Below are 17,458 nucleotides of genomic sequence, written 5' to 3'. Positions count from 1 at the left end.
TAGAAAAATTTAAGGGCGGTATTGTACCGCAAAAGAATAAAGGCCGTCTGAAAAACTGCGCTTGCTTGGTCAATGCGGCATTTTCAGACGGCCTGATATTTGTGCTTTATTTGATTTGAAGGGCGGTAATTTTGATTTCAACCCTCCAGTCGGGTGAGGCCAGTTTTGCTTCCACGCAGGCGCGGGCCGGAGCGCGCTCGGGGGCTGTCCATGCGTCCCAGGCTTCGTTCATGGCGGCGTAGTCGTTCATATCGGGCAGATAGATGGTGGCTTCTAAAATGTGGGCCTTGTCGGATTGGCATTGGGCGAGCCATGAATCGATTTGTGCCAAAATATTTTCAGTCTGCGCTTTGGCATCGGCTTCAGGATTTTCGGGAACCATGCCGGAGAGGAAAACCAAGCCGTTGGCCACGACGGCTTCCGAATAGCGTTTGCTTGTGCCAAGATAGCGGATGTCCATGTTGTCTCCTGATTTCAAAAAGAAGGTATGGTAACATTGCAGTTGTTTACGTTCCACATTTAAGAGGGGCCGTCTGAACAGGGTGGCGGAAAACGATCATGAGTAAAGCAGAATATCCGGTTACGCAGGCAGTGCGCTTTTTACGCAGTAAGAAAATCGATTTTGTCCCTTATGTTTATGCGTATGAAGAACATGGTGGTACGGCGCATTTTGCCGAGTGCGCGGGCAAGCCTGAGCATCAAGTCATCAAAACAATCGTCCTGCAGGATGAACACAAAAAAGGCTTGGTTGTGTTAATGCACGGCGACAAACATATTTCCACCCGCAATCTGGCACGCGAACTGGGCTTGAAACACATCGAGCCGGCAACGGCGGATCAGGCGGCGAAATGGACGGGCTATTTGGTCGGCGGGACATCGCCGTTCGGTATGAAAACCGCGTTGCCGGTTTATGTGGAAGAAAGCATTTGGGCTTTGGACGAGATTTTTATCAATGGCGGCAAACGTGGGTTTATCGTGGGCATGAAACCTGAAAATCTGCGTACGCTCAATCCGCAAGATGTTCATGTTGCGGTGGATGCATAAAGGATAGGAATAAAGATGGAACAATTAAATTTATACGAAATCTTGGGTGTGTCTCAGGATGCGGATATTAATGTTATCCGCGAGGCTTACGGCAAATTGGTTGCCAATCCGGATATTCAGAAAGATGCGGAGCGTTTCAAAGCCATCGGACAGGCGTTTGAAGTGTTGTCTCATCCGGAAAAACGTCTGGCTTATGATGCGGCCATGCAGTATGAGCCTCAGGAAGCTCAAGACAACGGCTTCAATAATATAGTGGTCAATCATACGGAAAACTATAATACAGGGAACAATAATACGGAGGCCAATATGGTCAATACGTCTAATTCTGAAGTGAAAAACTATGTTTTTATCGCCTATATTACCTATGCTTTGGGCCTGTTTATCTGGTTTGCACCCGTTGTCGGTGTGATTTTGGCATATGTCAAACGCGATGAGGCGCAAGGCAGTATTTATGCCAGCCATATTGATTGGCTGATTAAGACATTTTGGGTGTCGTTGGTGGGTATGCTTTTCGGGATGTTGACCATACTTATCTTAATCGGTTGGCTGATTTTGGTGGCAACCGGTATTTGGCTCATTTATCGCGTAGTCGTCGGACTGATTAAACTGAATGAAGATAAGCCTGTTCCTACTCAAGGATGGTTTTAAAGCATGGCATATTTATTGGCAAGTATCGTTTGCAGCGTGTTGGTTTCCGTATTGCTGAAAGTGGCGCGCAAGCAAAAAATCAATATTGAGCAGGCGGTGGCGGTGAACTATATCGTTGCCGTTACTTTGACCATGCTGGTGTTAAGGCCGGATTTAAGCAATCCGCAGGTGTTTTTACCGACTTGGTGGCTCTTTGCAGCTTTGGGTATCTTGTTGCCAAGCGTGTTTGTCATTATGGGCAAATCCGTCGATGCGGCAGGTATCGTCAAATCGGACGCAGCACAACGCTTATCGCTGTTTTTGCCCATTATCGCTTCATTCACGCTTTTTCATGAACAACTGACCGAAGGCCGTCTGATTGGTTTGGTATTGGCATTTACAGCATTGTTTTTCTTGCTTTGGAAAAGCGATGGCGGTAAGAAATCCGGCGGTCTCAGTACGCAAGTGATGCTGCTTTTGGGCGTTTGGTGCGGCTATGGCGTCATTGATATTTTGTTTAAGCAAGTGGCAAAGAGCGGTACCGCGTTTGCTGGTAATTTGCTGGTGGCATTTTGTTTGGCAGCTATCTTGATGTTTGGCTACCTGTTTGCCAAAGGAAGCAAATGGACCAAAGAGGGTATAGTGGGCGGTATGATTTTAGGCTGCCTGAACTTTTTAAATATTGTTACCTACATCTCGGCACACCAAATCATGAAGGATAATCCTACCTTGGTGTTTGCCGGTATGAACATCGGCGTAATTGTTTTGGGTACGCTGATTGGTGCGGCAATGTTTAAAGAAAAAATCAGCAGCATTAATACAGCCGGTATCAGTATTGCTATTTGCTCGATAGCCTGTCTGTTTTATTGGCCGCAAATTCGAAGCTTGGTAGGTTAAAAATACTTATGCCGTCTGAAAATTTTCAGACGGCCTTATTTTTATTATAAAATAGCCATTCATGCGCCGATTTGGCCGTATGGGAATTATTTTGCGCTTACGGGCGTTTCTATGTTAAACAATCAGTTGAACTCACACCATAATATCGATAGTTACATCATGAAACATATTAAAAAACACATTCAATGCGCCGTTCTCGGCATGCTGGTATTGTCCGGTTGCCAATCGTATCAGGAAGATCAAAGCCGCCGCAGTAAAATGGCACAATTTGCGCTTAACCATCCCGTGGCCGCCCAAGTCATCGGGATGGAGGATGAAGGCTTAATCAATATGACCAGTAATGCCACACGCTTTGCCGAGCGTACAGGTTTGGATGACAAAGCAAACGGCGACAGCAGGGGAACACAGGTCAATGCCGTACGTCAAGCATTATGGCAGGCGGCGATTGCTTCTAAATTCGACAGCATTATTGCCGAAAAAGCAGGTAATGCGCGCCTGACGGATATGGAGTTGCGAGAAGGTAAAGACGACTACTTCAGCCGTTACCTTGCCGACCAGGCAGTCGATCAACGTAACAACCGTATCGGCCGCAGTATCGGCAGTGCCAAACCTGACAGCGATATGAAGACGCTGGCGGCAAGCATTTTGTTCTACTACAACAAAGTAGGCTTGTGGACGGCTTCCGAAGTGAAAAACCGTTGGCACATCAAACAGGAAAAACTTTCAGACGGCCAATATGCCGAAGCATTGAAAAATATCGCCAAATTGGATCAAAACGGTATGACCGAGCAGGAACGTAATAGTTATAAAACCGGTACGCTCAGCGAAATCAAACGTTCGGTCAAAGCCATACGTCAAGTCGAAGACTGATTTTAAGACTTCATTATTGAAAGGCAATTGTTATGAATTTCCCTCCGCGTTATGTCTCAAACACCCGTATGCGCCGTATGCGTAAAGACGATTTTTCACGCCGTCTGATGCGCGAGCATACTTTGACGGCAGATGATTTAATCTATCCGGTTTTTGTATTGGAAGGTCAGAATCAGGAAGAGGCAGTGCCGTCTATGCCCGGCGTCAAACGCCAAAGTTTGGATAAATTGTTGTTTACCGCTGAAGAAGCACTGAAGCTCGGTATTCCTATGCTGGCTTTGTTTCCCGTGGTAACACAAAACAAAACCGAATTTGCGGAGGAGGCTTATAACCCGGAAGGCTTGGTACCGACAGTAGTGCGAACCCTGCGCGAGAAATTCCCAGAGCTGGGTATCATGACTGATGTTGCCTTAGACCCTTATACTATTCACGGCCAAGACGGTTTGACCGATGAAAATGGCTATGTCCTCAACGATGAAACCATTGAAGTTTTGGTAAAACAGGCTTTGTGTCATGCCGATGCAGGCGCACAAGTCGTCGCCCCATCAGACATGATGGACGGACGTATTCTTGCCATCCGCGAAGCCTTGGAAGATGCCGGACATATCCATACACGCATTATGGCGTATTCGGCAAAATATGCTTCAGTATTCTACGGCCCGTTCCGCGATGCTGTCGGCAGCTCCGGCAATTTGGGTAAGGCAGACAAGAAAACCTACCAAATGGACCCTGCAAACACTAATGAAGCCTTGCACGAAGTCGCATTGGATATTCAAGAGGGTGCAGATATGGTCATGGTAAAACCGGGTTTGCCGTATCTGGATGTCGTCCGCCGAGTTAAAGACGAGTTCGGCGTACCGACTTATGCTTACCAAGTTTCCGGCGAATATGCCATGCTTCAGGCTGCCATTCAAAACGGTTGGCTGGATGGTGAGAAAACCATTTTGGAAAGCCTATTGGCATTCAAACGTGCCGGTGCCGATGGTATTTTGACTTACTACGCGATTGAAGCGGCAAAATTGTTGAAGAAGTAAAATAAAGAAATAAATTAAAAAGCGGCAAACAGTGTTTATCCTGTTGTGCCGCTTTTTTGTATTACTTAAGATTGGCTCAATAGAGCCCAACTAAGGTTTATACTTTGAAAATCTAAAAAATTTTGTATAGTAAGTTATGACCAAATAAAGGCCGTCTGAAAAAACAGTTTTCTTATTTTTCAGACGGCCTTATATGATTTAAACCTTAGTGGTGGCTACACCCGCCGTGGGTTTCACGCAAAGCTTCGGCTGCTTGTTCGTCTGCGTGGTAGCTGGAGCGGACCATTGCACCGATGGCGGCATTGGTAAAGCCCAATTCGTATGCTTCTTTTTCAAAAACTTTGAATTGGTCAGGCGTTACATAGCGTAGGACGGGCAGGTGGCCGTCTGAAGGTTGCAGATATTGGCCGATGGTAATCATCTCGATATTGTTGGCACGCATATCGCGCATGATTTCGCGCACGTCCTCGTCTGTTTCGCCCAGGCCGACCATGATGCCGGACTTGGTCGGGATATGGGGCATCATTTCTTTGTAGCGGCGCAGGAGGTCGAGGGAGTGCTGGTAGTTGGCACCCGGACGGGCTTTTTTATACAGGCGCGGATGGGTTTCCAAGTTGTGGTTCATCACGTCAGGCGGTGTTTCTGCCAAGATTTTCAATGCGATGTCCAGGCGGCCGCGGAAGTCGGGAACGAGGATTTCGATTTTGGTATTCGGGCTGGTTTCTCGGATGGCTTTGATGCAGTCGGCGAAGTGTTGTGCGCCGCCATCGCGCAAATCGTCGCGGTCGACAGATGTAATGACGACATAGCGTAGGTTCATGGATTTGACGGATTCGGCCAAGTGTTTAGGCTCGTCGGGATCCAGCATATTTGGGCGGCCATGGCCAACATCGCAGAACGGGCAGCGGCGGGTACAAATATCGCCCATAATCATGAATGTGGCCGTGCCCTTGGTAAAGCATTCGCTGATATTGGGACAAGATGCTTCTTCGCATACGGTATGCATTTTTTGTTCGCGAAGAATGTTTTTAATTTCAAAGAATTTCTTGCCCGGTAATTTGGCGCGGATCCATTCGGGCTTTTTCAATTTTTGTTCCAATGGAACCACTTTAATCGGAATGCGTGCAGTTTTGTCTGCACCTTTTAGTTTGATGCCGCGTTTGGGGTCGTTTTTTACTTCTTCACTCATGGTGATGTGTTCTTTCTGTCGTTATAAAGGCCGTCTGAAAAGCTTCTAGAAGGATTTGTACCTAAAAGCTTATGGGCAAGTTCAGAGGGCGGTTAAAAGATGGCAGTGTGACGGATTTTTTCAGACGGTCTTATGCCAGCTCTTTTTGTAAATGCTTGGTCAGCTTGTCTGCAACTTCTGCCAAACTGGGTACCGGAGAGACATAGTCGGCAATTTGGGTCATTTCCATACCGGCATAACCGCAGGGGTTGATGTGGGTAAACGGACTTAAATCCATGTTCACGTTGAGCGCCAAACCGTGGTAAACGGAGCCGTCTTTAATACGCAGGCCCAGGGAAGCGATTTTACGCGCGCCGACATAAACGCCGGGACGTTTGGGATCGGCGGCTGCTTCAATGCCGTATTCTGCCAATGTGGCGATAATGCTGTTTTCAAGTGCGGAAACGATATGGCGGACGCTGGTCTTACGGCGTTTGAAATTGATCATCGTATAAACGACCAATTGACCGGGACCGTGATAAGTAATTTGACCGCCCCTGTCAATTTGGACAACGGGTATATCGTCGCGGATGAGGAGGTGTTCGGGTTTGCCGGCCAAGCCTTGGGTAAATACGGGCGGATGTTCGACCACCCATAATTCGTCTTCGGTATTTTCGTCACGCGAGGCATTGAATGCCTTCATGGCTTCGAAAGTCGGCAGGTAATCGACCAAGCCTTTGTGCACGATTTTCATTACAACACCACTTTAACCAATTCGTGGGAAGTCAGGTCGCGGTAGATATTGTCCAACTGCTCTTGATTTTCAACATTTACATGGACAGTCGCGCCGGTATAGTTGCCTTTGCTGCTTGGGCGCGTAGTGATGTGGTGCGGCTCGGTATCGGGAGCATGTTTGCGCACGGTTTCCAAGATGGCGGATTCAAATTCCGGATGAACCGCGCCCATGACTTTTACAGGAAAGGTGCAAGGGAATTCAATTAATGATTTTTTTTCAGTTGAGTCTGTCATGGTTTACTACCTTGTTTGGTTTGCCAGGGCCGTCTGAAAAGTTTTCAGACGGCCCAAAATCCGATATATTTTATCGTAAACGTCCATATCGGGCTATTAAAAATGATGTTTTCGAAAATAGGTGCGGATAAGCTGTTTTCAAGTCTTGAAATGGAGCGCTTCAGCCCAATTTTGAGCTACATTCTGATTTAACAATGATTGAGATTATTAACTATGCCGACAAAAGACAAATATTTCGAGGAATACAGTGCGCTGGCTACTTTGCCTTTACGCGATGTCGTGGTGTATCCGCATATGGTATTGCCGCTGTTCGTCGGTCGTCCTAAATCGATTGCAGCCCTTGAGGCGGCAATGGCTAATGATGATCCGGTTTTCCTGTTGGCCCAGCTTGACCCTAATACAGAAGACCCTAAAGCTGAAGATTTGCACCAAACCGGTACGGTTGCCCAAGTTTTGCAGGTTTTGAAGCTGCCTGATGGCACCGTTAAAGTGTTAGTAGAAGGTATCCGTCGTGCGCGCGCGTTGATGGTTGACGAAACAGGCGGACTGTTTTTATCCCATGTTGAGGCGATTGATGAAAACAGCGACAAGGACAACCCCGAAATTGAAGCCTTGCGCCGTACCTTGCTGACTCAATTTGAGCAATATGCGAAATTGAACAAAAAAATCCCTGCCGAAGTCATCAGTACCATCAGCAGTATCGATGACAACAGCCGTCTTGCGGATACGATTGCCGCGCATTTACAGCTGAAGTTGGAGCAGCGTCAATATGTGCTGGAGACCGCCGGCATTGTCGAACGTTTGGAATTTCTGCTGGCTCAGTTGGAAGCCGAACTCGACATCATGCAGGTCGAGAAACGCATCCGTGGCCGTGTGAAACGTCAAATGGAAAAATCCCAACGCGAGTATTACTTGAATGAGCAAGTCAAAGCGATTCAGAAAGAGTTGGGCGAAGAGGACGAGCGCGGCGAGCTGGATGCGCTGGAAAACAAAATCAAAGAAGCAGGCATGAGCAAAGAGGCTGAAGAAAAATGTCTGTCTGAATTGAAAAAACTGAAAATGATGCCGCCGATGTCTGCGGAATCTACCGTCGTGCGCAACTATATCGATACTTTGCTTGAGTTGCCGTGGAAGAAAAAATCCCGTGTCAGCAAAGATATTGCCAAGGCTGATTTGATTTTGAATGCCGACCACTATGGTTTGGAAAAAGTCAAAGAGCGCATTTTGGAATATTTGGCTGTTCAAAAACGTATGGACAAGCTCAAAGGCCCGATTTTGTGTCTGGTGGGTCCTCCGGGGGTGGGTAAAACTTCCTTGGGTGAATCGATTGCCAAAGCCACAGGCCGCCAATATGTGCGTATGGCGTTGGGTGGTGTGCGTGATGAAAGCGAAATCCGTGGCCACCGCCGTACCTATATCGGCTCTATGCCGGGCAAAATCCTGCAAAACATGGCGAAAGCAGGTGTGAAAAACCCATTGTTCCTGCTTGATGAAATCGACAAGATGGGCAGCGATTTCCGCGGCGATCCGGCCAGTGCATTGCTTGAAGTGCTCGATCCTGAGCAAAACAACAAGTTCGCCGACCACTATGCCGAAGTTGATTATGATTTGAGTGATGTGATGTTTATTGCCACTTCAAACAGCTTGAATATCCCGACTCCGTTGCTTGACCGTATGGAAATCATCCGTCTGTCCGGTTATACGGAAGACGAAAAAATCAATATCGCCATGCAATACCTTGTGCCGAAACAAATGAAGCGCAATGGTGTGAAAGAGGGCGAGTTGGTGGTGGATGAAAGTGCGGTGCGCGATATTATCCGTTACTACACCCGCGAGGCCGGCGTACGTTCGTTGGATCGCGAAATTGCCAAAATCTGCCGCAAAGTGGTAATGCAGGTTACTTTGAATGAGGACAAGAAAAAAGCGTCCAAATCCAAAACAGCAAGCAAGGCCAAGCCTAAAGCGATTAAAGTTACTGAGAAAAATCTGCATGACTATCTGGGCGTACGCCGTTTTGACTATGGTGTGGCCGAAAGCGAAAACCGTATTGGACAGGTAACCGGTCTGGCTTGGACCGAAGTCGGTGGCGAGTTGTTGACTGTTGAGGCGGTTGCCTTGCCGGGCAAAGGTACGATTCAATGTACCGGCCAATTGGGCGATGTCATGAAAGAGTCGGTATCGGCCGCATGGTCGGTTGTCCGTTCCCGTGCTGAATCAGTGGGTTTGGCTCCTGATTTTTACGAGAAGAAAGACATTCACGTCCATGTGCCTGAAGGTGCGACGCCCAAAGACGGTCCGAGCGCAGGTATCGCCATGACTTTGGCGATGGTTTCTGCCTTCACCAAAATCCCGGTGCGTGCAGATGTGGCGATGACCGGCGAAATCACTTTGCGTGGCGAAGTCTTGCCTATCGGCGGTTTGAAAGAAAAACTGCTGGCTGCTTTGCGCGGCGGTATCAAGCATGTATTGATTCCAAAAGACAACGTCAAAGATTTGGAAGAAATCCCTGAAAATGTCAAAACCGGTCTGACTATTCATCCGGTCAAATGGATTGATGAAGTGTTGGCTTTGGGTTTGGCAGCTCAGCCTGAGCAATGGGCGGCTGAATTGGCAGTTGCCGAGACCCCGCAAACTTCTAAGACGAAGTCAAGAACAAAGGCAACCAAGCATTAAGTTGGTCGTCTGATGTTGCAAAAAATGTGGTTTTGCCCTGAATGCCACAAAAATAGGGCAATTCCACATCTTTTACTTGACATGATAATTTCAGAATTGCTATAAAGTGCGTATGTGCTTTAAAAGTGCTTAAGCCCCGAGTATTCGGGCATTTCATCATTTTTTACGATAGGAAGGGACTAATTGTGAACAAGTCTGAATTGATCGAAGCAATTGCTCAAGAAGCCGGCATTTCCAAATCTGCTGCGCAAAAAGCTTTGGATGCTACTACTAATGCCGTAACCAACGCATTGAAAAACGGCGACACTGTTACTCTGGTCGGTTTCGGTACTTTCTACGTCGGCGAACGCGCCGAACGTCAAGGCCGCAACCCTAAAACTGGCGAGCCTTTGACTATTGCTGCTGCTAAAACTCCTAAATTCCGTGCCGGTAAAGCATTGAAAGACGCTCTGTAATTTAGAGTCTTTCCCTGAATGGGAATAAAAAACCGATTTGATTCGGTTTTTTATTTTGAAGGCCGTCTGAAACCTTTCAGACGGCCTTTAGTTTGTTGAGTGCATAAAAAGGCTGAAATCCTAATGATAAAAGGATTTTAGCCTTTTTAGTTTATCTTGTTACATTTGATTTTTATATTGATATACCTTATAATTAACGGAAACAATAACAGTATTCAAAACAAACCGCACTTATTGAAAGAAGTAGCGAATAGCCACTCATAACCAACCTTTCAAATGTGCCACACATTCGTCAGCACTTCTCACATTTCTAATAATCTGATTTTTTAAAACAAATGAAAAGAGAGGCTTATGTCTGCTGTTCCTTTGTCGCGCCTGAAAAAAGGCGCAGTCGTCCATATTGATTCTATTATTTCCAACCCTGTTTTTGGTGAATTGGATTCCTTGGTAACCCGTCGTCTTGCGGATTTGGGTTTTACCAGCGGAATGCCGTTGCAAGTGATTGCAGTCGGTGGTTTTGGAAGAGGGCCATTTGCAGTGCGTTTGGGCAATCAATCCCAATTTTCCCTGCGTTCGGAAGAGGCCGGGAAGATTATGTGTCGTATCGTTGAGGCCGTTTAAGGCCGTCTGAAAGAATAAGGAAAAATGATGGAACTAAGCTATTTTGCCTTGATTGGCGCGCCAAACTGCGGCAAAACCGTTTTGTTCAACGGTTTGACCGGCTCACATGCCAAGGTTGCCAATTATCCGGGCGTAACTGTCGATAAGCGCGAGGGCGCCTTCCTCGACGACGAGGCCGTCCGCATTATCGACCTGCCGGGCACATACAGCCTACGCACGACCAGCCCCGACGAAGCGGTGGCGAAAGATGTAATGGTAGGCAAGATGGGCATTCCGCCCGATGCCATTATTGCCGTTGCCGACGCGACCAACCTGCGTATGACCCTGCGCATGATTTTGGAACTGAAAACGCTGGGACTGCCTATGGTGGTGTCGCTGAATTTGAGCGACGTGGCCCGCAAAAGGGGCTTGAATATCGACGCGGCCAAACTGAGCGAGTTGTTGGATGCACCTGTTTTGGAAACAGTTGCAGTGAGCGCGTCGGGCGTACAGGCTGTACGCGAAGCCGTGGCGAAGCTGCCGCGCAAACGCTCTTTCCCCGCAAACCCCGCCTCTGCCGAACGCACGCTCGATGCGCTGGATAGCGACAAACTTTATCAAGAAGTCGAATCGATTTTAGCACAAGTGGTACGCACCCAGATGACGCTGCCCGCATGGCACAAAAAACTCGACGACATCGTGCTACACCCCGTCTGGGGCATGATTATGCTGCTGGTCATCCTGTTTATGGTGTTCCAAGCGGTTTACACATGGGCGGCGCCGATTATGGACGCCATCGAAGGCGGCTTTACCGCGCTGGGCGAATGGATAGGCGCCAACATGGAGCCGGGCATCCTCAGCGACTTGCTCGTCAACGGCGTCATTGCCGGTTTGGGTAGCGTGTTGGTGTTCCTGCCGCAGATTACGATTTTGTTTGCCTTTATCCTGCTTTTGGAAGACTCGGGCTATCTGCCGCGTGCAGCCTTCCTGTTGGATAACATCATGGCAAAAAGCGGTTTGTCCGGCCGTTCGTTTATTCCCCTTTTGTCCAGCTTTGCCTGTGCCGTTCCTGCCGTGATGTCGGCGCGAACCATTAACGACCCGCGCGAACGCCTTGTTACCATCGCGGTTGCGCCGTTGCTGACTTGTTCCGCACGTTTGCCGGTGTATGCGCTGATTATCGCCGCTGTTATTCCTGACCGTACAGTGGGTGGGATTTTCAACCTGCAAGGCCTGACATTGTTTATTCTTTATATCGTAGGCATTCTGTCGGCCGCATTGGCAGCGTATATCATGAAACGCTTGGCGCGGATGAAAGGCAATGTGCAGCAATTCCCGCTTCTGATGGAACTGCCGACTTTCCGCACGCCCAACTTCAAACACATCATGACCAGCTTGTGGGATAGGGTAAAAGCCTTCCTGAAACGCGCGGGTACCATCATTTTTGCGTTGGCCGTGGTTCTGTGGGGCTTGGTAAGCTGGCCGCAACCGCCTGAAGGCGCAACCGGTGCCGCCATCGATTACAGCTTGGCAGGTACGCTTGGTCATGCTATTCAGCCGTTTTTTGCACCTTTGGGTTTTACTTGGGAAATGTGTATCGCCATGATTCCGGGTATTGCCGCGCGCGAAGTGGTCGTTGCCGCTTTGGGTACCGTTTACGCCGTCAGCGCATCGTCTGAAGATGCCGTACAAAACGCATTAATTCCCATCATACACAACAACTGGGGCTTGCCGACCGCCTTTGCCTTCTTGGCTTGGTATGTGTATGCTCCGATGTGTGCCGCGACTTTGACCGTAATTAAACGCGAAACCAAATCCACGAAAAATATGCTTATGATTACAGGCTATTTGTTCCTGATGGCTTATTTTGCCGCATTCGTGGTTTATCAAATTTCTTCAAGGATACTATCATCATGACTCAATATATTATCGTCGGCTTGATTATGCTCGCCTGCGTATTCTTCCTCTTGCGAAAATTCGTGTTCAAACCGAAAAAACGCGACTGCAGCAGCGGCTGCGGTAAATGTGGCGGTTGTGGTTAAATAAAGAGGGTTAGATAAGTAAAAGGCCGTCTGAAACTGTTTCAGACGGCCTTTTTTGTATTTAATGCTATGTAAACTGATGAGGTATATTTGCTCTTTATCTTTTCAGATTAATAGGTACCTAGGATTTGGCGCTAAGGTTTATCGAACGGGAAGCCTGTAATGTCTGGTAATGGTGTAGCGGTAGAGGATGTCGTTCTCACGGGTTCCTGAACCGATATTATGAATAATTAAGGGCCTGTCGCCGATTTTTCGATCGGAGACGATGCCGATATGGGGACGGTTTCCTTTCAGTTCCCAAGTTACAATATCGCCAGCTTGATAGTTTGTATCTTGAACTGCCCAGCCTTGACGCGTGAAATAAGTCATTAGGTTGGGAACTCGGCGGTGGTCGATATTGGTATCTGGTTGCGTTAATCCCCAACGTTTCGGATAAACGGAGAAATTCTGACTCATGTCTTGATGAACAAGCGCTTGCAAATCAATATTTTGGTCACGTAAGGCTCGGATAATGACGTCTGTGCAAACGCCTTTTGATATCGGCACATCGCCCATCGGATAAGTGAGCTTCGTGTAAGCCGGGTCGTAACGAAGGGTTTTGCCAATTTGGTTTCGCGCAGATTGTACGATTTGCGGTGATGGTTTGTCTGGTATGGTAATGGGTTGTAGGGAATCGGTGTCAATACTGGGAATAAATACGTGATTACGGACAAAAAATACAGCTGTTGTAATCAGAAAGATGGAAAATATAACGCTGAGAAATATAGGCTTGGCAGTTTTAAGTTTCATGATATACGCACGGTTTAGATGTTGTATGCATTATTTATCAGATTTTGGGGAAGGTTGGCAATGCTTAATCGAATAATAGTCTTGCGCGTATGTACGGATAAATGGTTTTATTATTGCCAAATCGTTTTTTGTAAGTACAGATTTTACTTAGTTCATGATAAAAGGCCGTCTGAAAACCAAGCTCCGGTTTTCAGACGGCCTCAATCATTCAAAACTTTCAATAAACCCTTATTTTAATGCTTCCAGCAGCTTTCCGTGTATTCCGCCGAAACCGCCGTTGCTCATGACTAAAATATGGTCGCCTGCCTCGGCATTTTTCACGATTTCGGCAACAAAGGCATTGAAGTCTTTGCCGACGTGCAGCTTGCCGCCCAAAGGCGCGAGGGCTTCGGCGACGTTCCAGTCCACGCCACCGGCGTAGCAGAACACTTGGTCGGCACCTTTGAGGCTTGCGGGCAGGGCGGCTTTCATGGTGCCGAGTTTCATGGTGTTGGAGCGCGGCTCGAGGACGGCGAGGATACGGGCATTACCGACACGTTGGCGCAGGCCTTCGATGGTGGTTTCGATGGCGGTCGGGTGGTGGGCAAAGTCGTCGTAAACGGTGATGCCGTTTACCGTGCCTTTAATTTCCATGCGGCGTTTGACGTTTTTAAACGCGCTCAAGGCTTCGCAGGCCGTCTGAATATCGACGCCGGCATGACGCGCGGCAGCGATAACGGCGAGGGCGTTCATGCGGTTGTGTTCGCCCATCAGTTCCCAAGCGACGTGTCCGACCGTTTCGCCATGATGGCATACGTCAAACGAGCCGTCGGCATGAACAGTGCCAACTCGCCAGCCTTGTTCGGTACCGAATTTTTCCACCGGCGTCCAGCAGCCTTTGTCCAAAGTTTCTTGCAGGCTTTGTTGCTGTCCGTTGCAGACGATGAGGCCTTCAGACGGCACGGTGCGTACCAAATGATGGAATTGGGTTTGAATGGCGCCCAAATCGGCAAAAATGTCGGCGTGGTCGAATTCTAAATTGTTCAAAATGGCGGTACGCGGACGGTAGTGTACGAATTTGGAACGTTTGTCGAAAAAGGCAGTATCGTATTCATCGGCTTCGATGACGAAAAACGGCGATTTGCTGTTCGGGTCTTGGCGCGGCGTTTGCGGCAGGCGGGCGGAAACGCTGAAGTTTTCCGGTACGCCGCCGATGAGGAAGCCCGGCGCAAGGCCGGCATATTCCAAGACCCATGCCAGCATGGAGGCTGTGGTCGTTTTGCCGTGTGTTCCGGCTACGCCGAGCACCCAGTGCTGGTGTAATACGTTTTCAGCCAGCCATTGTGGGCCGGAAGTATAAGGCAGGCCTTTGTTCAAAATGGCTTCAATCACATCTATGCCGCGTTTGGCAACATTACCGATAACGTAAATATCGGCTTTAAATTTATCCAATTGAGCGGCATCAAAGCCTTCGTGTACGTCTATGCCCAAGGCTTCAAGCTGGGTACTCATCGGCGGATACATCTTTGCGTCGCAACCGCTGACTTTAAAACCTGCTTCTTTGGCAATAGCCGCTACGCCGCCCATAAATGTGCCGCCGATACCGATAATGTGGATGTGTTTCATGATAAGACTGTCTTTGGATAAATTAATTTTAAAGCCGTCATTATAACGGAGTTTGGATAAAGGGGTCGTCTGAAAAGTTAGACAATAATAAGAATAGGAAAAAAATACGAGGGATTTGATTTTAAAAGGAGGGCGTTGAGGTTTTGATTGGGTAAGTATTACTTTGAAAAGAGCTATTTGATACGGTAAAGTCGTTCATGAAGTTCAGGTGAAGCATTGCCTTGAATTCTTCCATGCTTGATAGCGTGAGGTTTTCAGTAACAGATTTGCTTGGATAGACTTTAGAAAATGGGGGGTGTTATTCAATAATGCCGTCTGAAAAATAATTCCTGATTAAAACAAGTCATGACTTTTTTCAGACGACATTTGTATTCTGTATCTTGTGATTTCTATTAAAGCGCGGCATCCGAACGTTCGCCGGTTCGGATGCGGATGGCTTCTTCAACTGGATAAATGAAGATTTTACCGTCACCGATTTTGCCGGAATGTGCGGTTTCCAAAATGGCATCAACAGCCTGATCGACTTTGTCGTCAGCCAATACCAATTCGATTTTCACTTTGGGCAGGAAATCAACCGCGTATTCTGCGCCGCGATAAATTTCCGTATGACCTTTTTGGCGGCCGAAGCCTTTGACTTCGCTGACGGTCATGCCGGTAATGCCGATTTCGGTCAAGACTTCGCGTACATCGTCGAGTTTAAAAGGTTTGATAATGGCTTCGATTTTTTTCATATTAAATCTCCTTATTTGAGAAAAGGCCGTCTGAAACATTCAGACGGCCTTTGTTCCATTAAGTTCGTTCAAACTTTATTTGAGTGAACTTATTTCTTTTTCTGAGCCGGCAGGTCGGTACATACACCCAATGCTACTTCCGCAGCCATACCGATGGATTCGCCCAAGGTTGGGTGTGGGTGGATGGTTTTGCCGATGTCGGTTGCATCGCAACCCATTTCGATGGCCAAGCAGACTTCGCCGATCATATCGCCGCCGTTAGGACCAACGATACCGCCACCGATGATGCGGCCGGTTTCAGCATCAAAAATCAGCTTAGTGAAACCATTGTCGCAACCGTTGGCAATCGCACGGCCGGAAGCAGCCCATGGGAAGTTGGCTTTGGTGATTTTGCGACCGGAGGCTTTGGCAGACAACTCGGTTTCGCCCACCCATGCCACTTCAGGAGAAGTGTAGGCAACGCCCGGAATAACGCGCGCGTCAAAGTAGGCTTTGTGGCCGGCACAGTTTTCAGCGGCAACGTGGCCTTCGTGAACGGCTTTATGCGCCAACATCGGTTGACCGACGATGTCACCGATAGCGTAGATGTGCGGCACGTTGGTGCGCATTTGTTTGTCCACTTCGATGAAGCCGCGGTCAGTTACGGCAACACCGGCTTTTTCAGCGCTGATGAGTTTGCCGTTAGGCGCACGACCGGCAGCCACCAGTACGGCATCGTAACGTTGTGGTTCTTTAGGTGCATTTGCACCTTCGAAGGTAACGTAAACGCCGTCTTCTTTAGGCTCGACAGCAACGGTTTTGGTGTTGATCATGATGTTGTCAAAACGGTATTCGTTTTGTTTTTGCCATACTTTTACCAAGTCGCGGTCTGCGCCTTGCATCAGGCCGTCCATCATCTCAACGACGTCGAGGCGAGAACCCAGCGTGCTGTAAACTGTACCCATTTCGAGGCCGATGATACCGCCGCCGATGATCAGCAGTTTGCCCGGTACTTCTTTCAGGGCCAAAGCACCGCTGGAATCGATGATGCGTGGATCTTCAGGAATGAAAGGCAGTTTGGTTACGCGGCTGCCTGCTGCAATGATACAGTTTTTGAAGGCAACGATTTTTTTCTCGCCGGTAGGGGTCGCTTGCTCGTACACGTCGCCGGTAGTCAGCGACACTTCCAAGTGGTGCGGATCTAAGAATTGGCCGTCGCCTTGGATAACGTCTACTTTACGGCCTTTGGCCATACCTGCCAAACCGGTAGTCAGGCGAGAAACCACGCCGTCTTTGTAGGCGCGCAGCATGTCGATATCGAGTTCTGGTTCTGGGTATTTGATACCGTTCGCAGCCAAGTGACGTACTTCATCGATAACGGCAGCGTTGTGCAACAAGGCTTTGGAAGGGATACAGCCGACGTTCAAGCAAACGCCGCCCAAAGTTTTGTAACGCTCGACGATGGCAACTTTCAAGCCTTCATCGGCAGCGGCAAATGCAGCGGAATAACCGCCGGGGCCGCCACCCAATACGACTACGTCGTATTCGGCATCGGCAGAACCACCGAATTGTGCAGCTTGAGGAGCCGGAGCAGCAGCTTTAGGTGCTTCTTGTGCAGGAGCAGCAGGTGCTTCTGCTTTAGGAGCGGCAGCCGCGCCTTCGGCTTCAACGACTGCAATCAAGCCGCCTTCGGAGATTTTATCGCCGACTTTAACTTTAACTTCTTTAACGACACCTGCAACTTCGGCAGGTACGTCCATAGTCGCTTTATCGGTTTCCAAAGTAATCAGGGTATCGTCCACAGCAATGGTATCGCCTACATTTACTTCAACCGCAATAATATCTACATTTTCGTGACCGCCAATGTCGGGTACTTTTAATTCAACTAAGCTCATGTCTAATCTTTCTGAATGAT

General features: G+C 48.3%; 18 protein-coding genes. 10 read left to right on the top strand and 8 right to left on the bottom strand.

Features of this window, described 5'->3' with window-relative positions; all coding sequences use genetic code 11:
- Positions 1–106: 106 nt before the first annotated feature.
- Positions 107–460, bottom strand: coding sequence for a RidA family protein (locus HMPREF2711_RS08065; RefSeq protein ID WP_003746906.1), 354 nt, complete (start codon positions 458–460; stop codon positions 107–109).
- 98 nt (positions 461–558) lie between these two features.
- On the opposite strand from HMPREF2711_RS08065, the gene ybaK reads away from it, so the two are divergent.
- From ybaK to hemB, 5 genes are all read left to right on the top strand, one after another.
- On the top strand, positions 559–1,044 hold the full coding sequence (ybaK, locus tag HMPREF2711_RS08060) for a Cys-tRNA(Pro) deacylase (RefSeq protein ID WP_003746903.1): 486 nt from the start codon (positions 559–561) through the stop codon (positions 1,042–1,044).
- A 15-nt stretch (positions 1,045–1,059) separates the two neighbouring features.
- A complete protein-coding gene (locus HMPREF2711_RS08055) occupies positions 1,060–1,692 on the top strand; it encodes a DnaJ domain-containing protein (protein WP_003746901.1) in 633 nt (210 codons plus the stop codon).
- A 3-nt stretch (positions 1,693–1,695) separates the two neighbouring features.
- Positions 1,696–2,568, top strand: a complete 873-nt coding sequence (locus HMPREF2711_RS08050; RefSeq protein WP_003746900.1) for a DMT family transporter — start codon at positions 1,696–1,698, stop codon at positions 2,566–2,568.
- A gap of 159 nt (positions 2,569–2,727) precedes the next feature.
- Positions 2,728–3,438 carry a DUF6973 domain-containing protein gene (locus tag HMPREF2711_RS08045; RefSeq protein WP_036491232.1) on the top strand — a complete coding sequence of 237 codons (711 nt, stop codon included), beginning with the start codon at positions 2,728–2,730 and terminating at the stop codon, positions 3,436–3,438.
- 32 nt (positions 3,439–3,470) lie between these two features.
- Positions 3,471–4,472, top strand: coding sequence for a porphobilinogen synthase (hemB, locus tag HMPREF2711_RS08040; protein WP_003746897.1), 1,002 nt, complete (start codon positions 3,471–3,473; stop codon positions 4,470–4,472).
- A gap of 205 nt (positions 4,473–4,677) precedes the next feature.
- On the opposite strand, the gene lipA is transcribed toward hemB, so the two are convergent.
- The 3 genes from lipA to HMPREF2711_RS08025 all read right to left on the bottom strand — a co-directional run bounded on the left by lipA (position 4,678) and on the right by HMPREF2711_RS08025 (position 6,669).
- A complete protein-coding gene (gene lipA, locus HMPREF2711_RS08035) occupies positions 4,678–5,661 on the bottom strand; it encodes a lipoyl synthase (protein ID WP_003746895.1) in 984 nt (327 codons plus the stop codon).
- Positions 5,662–5,791: 130 nt separating this feature from the next.
- The gene (lipB, locus tag HMPREF2711_RS08030) at positions 5,792–6,394 is read right to left on the bottom strand and encodes a lipoyl(octanoyl) transferase LipB (RefSeq protein ID WP_003746892.1); all 603 of its coding nucleotides are present in this window, start codon (positions 6,392–6,394) and stop codon (positions 5,792–5,794) included.
- Entirely contained in the window at positions 6,394–6,669 is a 276-nt protein-coding gene (locus HMPREF2711_RS08025; protein ID WP_003746890.1) for an HP0495 family protein, read from the bottom strand. The genes lipB and HMPREF2711_RS08025 overlap by 1 nt, the downstream gene beginning before the upstream one ends.
- Positions 6,670–6,882: 213 nt before the next feature.
- On the opposite strand from HMPREF2711_RS08025, the gene lon reads away from it, so the two are divergent.
- The 5 genes from lon (at position 6,883) to HMPREF2711_RS10890 (ending at position 12,439) form a co-directional block, all read left to right on the top strand.
- Positions 6,883–9,342, top strand: a complete 2,460-nt coding sequence (lon, locus tag HMPREF2711_RS08020) for an endopeptidase La (RefSeq protein ID WP_070615954.1) — start codon at positions 6,883–6,885, stop codon at positions 9,340–9,342.
- Positions 9,343–9,527: 185 nt separating this feature from the next.
- Complete coding sequence (locus tag HMPREF2711_RS08015; RefSeq protein WP_003683413.1) at positions 9,528–9,797, top strand: HU family DNA-binding protein; 270 nt, start codon at positions 9,528–9,530, stop codon at positions 9,795–9,797.
- Between the two features lie 351 nt (positions 9,798–10,148).
- Positions 10,149–10,418 carry a FeoA family protein gene (locus HMPREF2711_RS08010; protein WP_049336635.1) on the top strand — a complete coding sequence of 90 codons (270 nt, stop codon included), beginning with the start codon at positions 10,149–10,151 and terminating at the stop codon, positions 10,416–10,418.
- Positions 10,419–10,445: 27 nt separating this feature from the next.
- Positions 10,446–12,314, top strand: coding sequence for a ferrous iron transporter B (locus tag HMPREF2711_RS08005; RefSeq protein WP_070615952.1), 1,869 nt, complete (start codon positions 10,446–10,448; stop codon positions 12,312–12,314).
- Positions 12,311–12,439, top strand: a complete 129-nt coding sequence (locus tag HMPREF2711_RS10890; protein WP_003683546.1) for a FeoB-associated Cys-rich membrane protein — start codon at positions 12,311–12,313, stop codon at positions 12,437–12,439. The genes HMPREF2711_RS08005 and HMPREF2711_RS10890 overlap by 4 nt, the downstream gene beginning before the upstream one ends.
- Before the next feature lie 141 nt (positions 12,440–12,580).
- Here HMPREF2711_RS10890 and HMPREF2711_RS08000 read toward each other — a convergent pair whose 3' ends face one another.
- The 4 genes from HMPREF2711_RS08000 to lpdA all read right to left on the bottom strand — a co-directional run bounded on the left by HMPREF2711_RS08000 (position 12,581) and on the right by lpdA (position 17,438).
- On the bottom strand, positions 12,581–13,228 hold the full coding sequence (locus HMPREF2711_RS08000) for a DUF1287 domain-containing protein (protein ID WP_070615951.1): 648 nt from the start codon (positions 13,226–13,228) through the stop codon (positions 12,581–12,583).
- Positions 13,229–13,456: 228 nt separating this feature from the next.
- On the bottom strand, positions 13,457–14,833 hold the full coding sequence (mpl, locus tag HMPREF2711_RS07995) for a UDP-N-acetylmuramate:L-alanyl-gamma-D-glutamyl-meso-diaminopimelate ligase (RefSeq protein ID WP_070615950.1): 1,377 nt from the start codon (positions 14,831–14,833) through the stop codon (positions 13,457–13,459).
- Positions 14,834–15,225: 392 nt separating this feature from the next.
- Entirely contained in the window at positions 15,226–15,564 is a 339-nt protein-coding gene (locus HMPREF2711_RS07990; protein WP_003746874.1) for a P-II family nitrogen regulator, read from the bottom strand.
- An 89-nt stretch (positions 15,565–15,653) separates the two neighbouring features.
- Complete coding sequence (gene lpdA, locus HMPREF2711_RS07985; protein WP_003746873.1) at positions 15,654–17,438, bottom strand: dihydrolipoyl dehydrogenase; 1,785 nt, start codon at positions 17,436–17,438, stop codon at positions 15,654–15,656.
- Positions 17,439–17,458: the final 20 nt, after the last annotated feature.

It is taken from the genome of Neisseria sp. HMSC070A01 (assembly GCF_001810165.1).
Classification (GTDB): Bacteria; Pseudomonadota; Gammaproteobacteria; order Burkholderiales; family Neisseriaceae; genus Neisseria.
Note: the sequence above shows the minus strand (reverse complement) of the source record. Positions and strands in the feature narration are given on the sequence as shown.

Coding starts and splice junctions, on each gene's coding strand:
- HMPREF2711_RS08065 (WP_003746906.1), bottom strand. CDS start 460: ATGGACATCCGCTATCTTGGCACAAGCAAACGCTATTCGGAAGCCGTC.
- ybaK (WP_003746903.1), top strand. CDS start 559: ATGAGTAAAGCAGAATATCCGGTTACGCAGGCAGTGCGCTTTTTACGC.
- HMPREF2711_RS08055 (WP_003746901.1), top strand. CDS start 1,060: ATGGAACAATTAAATTTATACGAAATCTTGGGTGTGTCTCAGGATGCG.
- HMPREF2711_RS08050 (WP_003746900.1), top strand. CDS start 1,696: ATGGCATATTTATTGGCAAGTATCGTTTGCAGCGTGTTGGTTTCCGTA.
- HMPREF2711_RS08045 (WP_036491232.1), top strand. CDS start 2,728: ATGAAACATATTAAAAAACACATTCAATGCGCCGTTCTCGGCATGCTG.
- hemB (WP_003746897.1), top strand. CDS start 3,471: ATGAATTTCCCTCCGCGTTATGTCTCAAACACCCGTATGCGCCGTATG.
- lipA (WP_003746895.1), bottom strand. CDS start 5,661: ATGAGTGAAGAAGTAAAAAACGACCCCAAACGCGGCATCAAACTAAAA.
- lipB (WP_003746892.1), bottom strand. CDS start 6,394: ATGAAAATCGTGCACAAAGGCTTGGTCGATTACCTGCCGACTTTCGAA.
- HMPREF2711_RS08025 (WP_003746890.1), bottom strand. CDS start 6,669: ATGACAGACTCAACTGAAAAAAAATCATTAATTGAATTCCCTTGCACC.
- lon (WP_070615954.1), top strand. CDS start 6,883: ATGCCGACAAAAGACAAATATTTCGAGGAATACAGTGCGCTGGCTACT.
- HMPREF2711_RS08010 (WP_049336635.1), top strand. CDS start 10,149: ATGTCTGCTGTTCCTTTGTCGCGCCTGAAAAAAGGCGCAGTCGTCCAT.
- HMPREF2711_RS08005 (WP_070615952.1), top strand. CDS start 10,446: ATGGAACTAAGCTATTTTGCCTTGATTGGCGCGCCAAACTGCGGCAAA.
- HMPREF2711_RS10890 (WP_003683546.1), top strand. CDS start 12,311: ATGACTCAATATATTATCGTCGGCTTGATTATGCTCGCCTGCGTATTC.
- HMPREF2711_RS08000 (WP_070615951.1), bottom strand. CDS start 13,228: ATGAAACTTAAAACTGCCAAGCCTATATTTCTCAGCGTTATATTTTCC.
- mpl (WP_070615950.1), bottom strand. CDS start 14,833: ATGAAACACATCCACATTATCGGTATCGGCGGCACATTTATGGGCGGC.
- HMPREF2711_RS07990 (WP_003746874.1), bottom strand. CDS start 15,564: ATGAAAAAAATCGAAGCCATTATCAAACCTTTTAAACTCGACGATGTA.
- lpdA (WP_003746873.1), bottom strand. CDS start 17,438: ATGAGCTTAGTTGAATTAAAAGTACCCGACATTGGCGGTCACGAAAAT.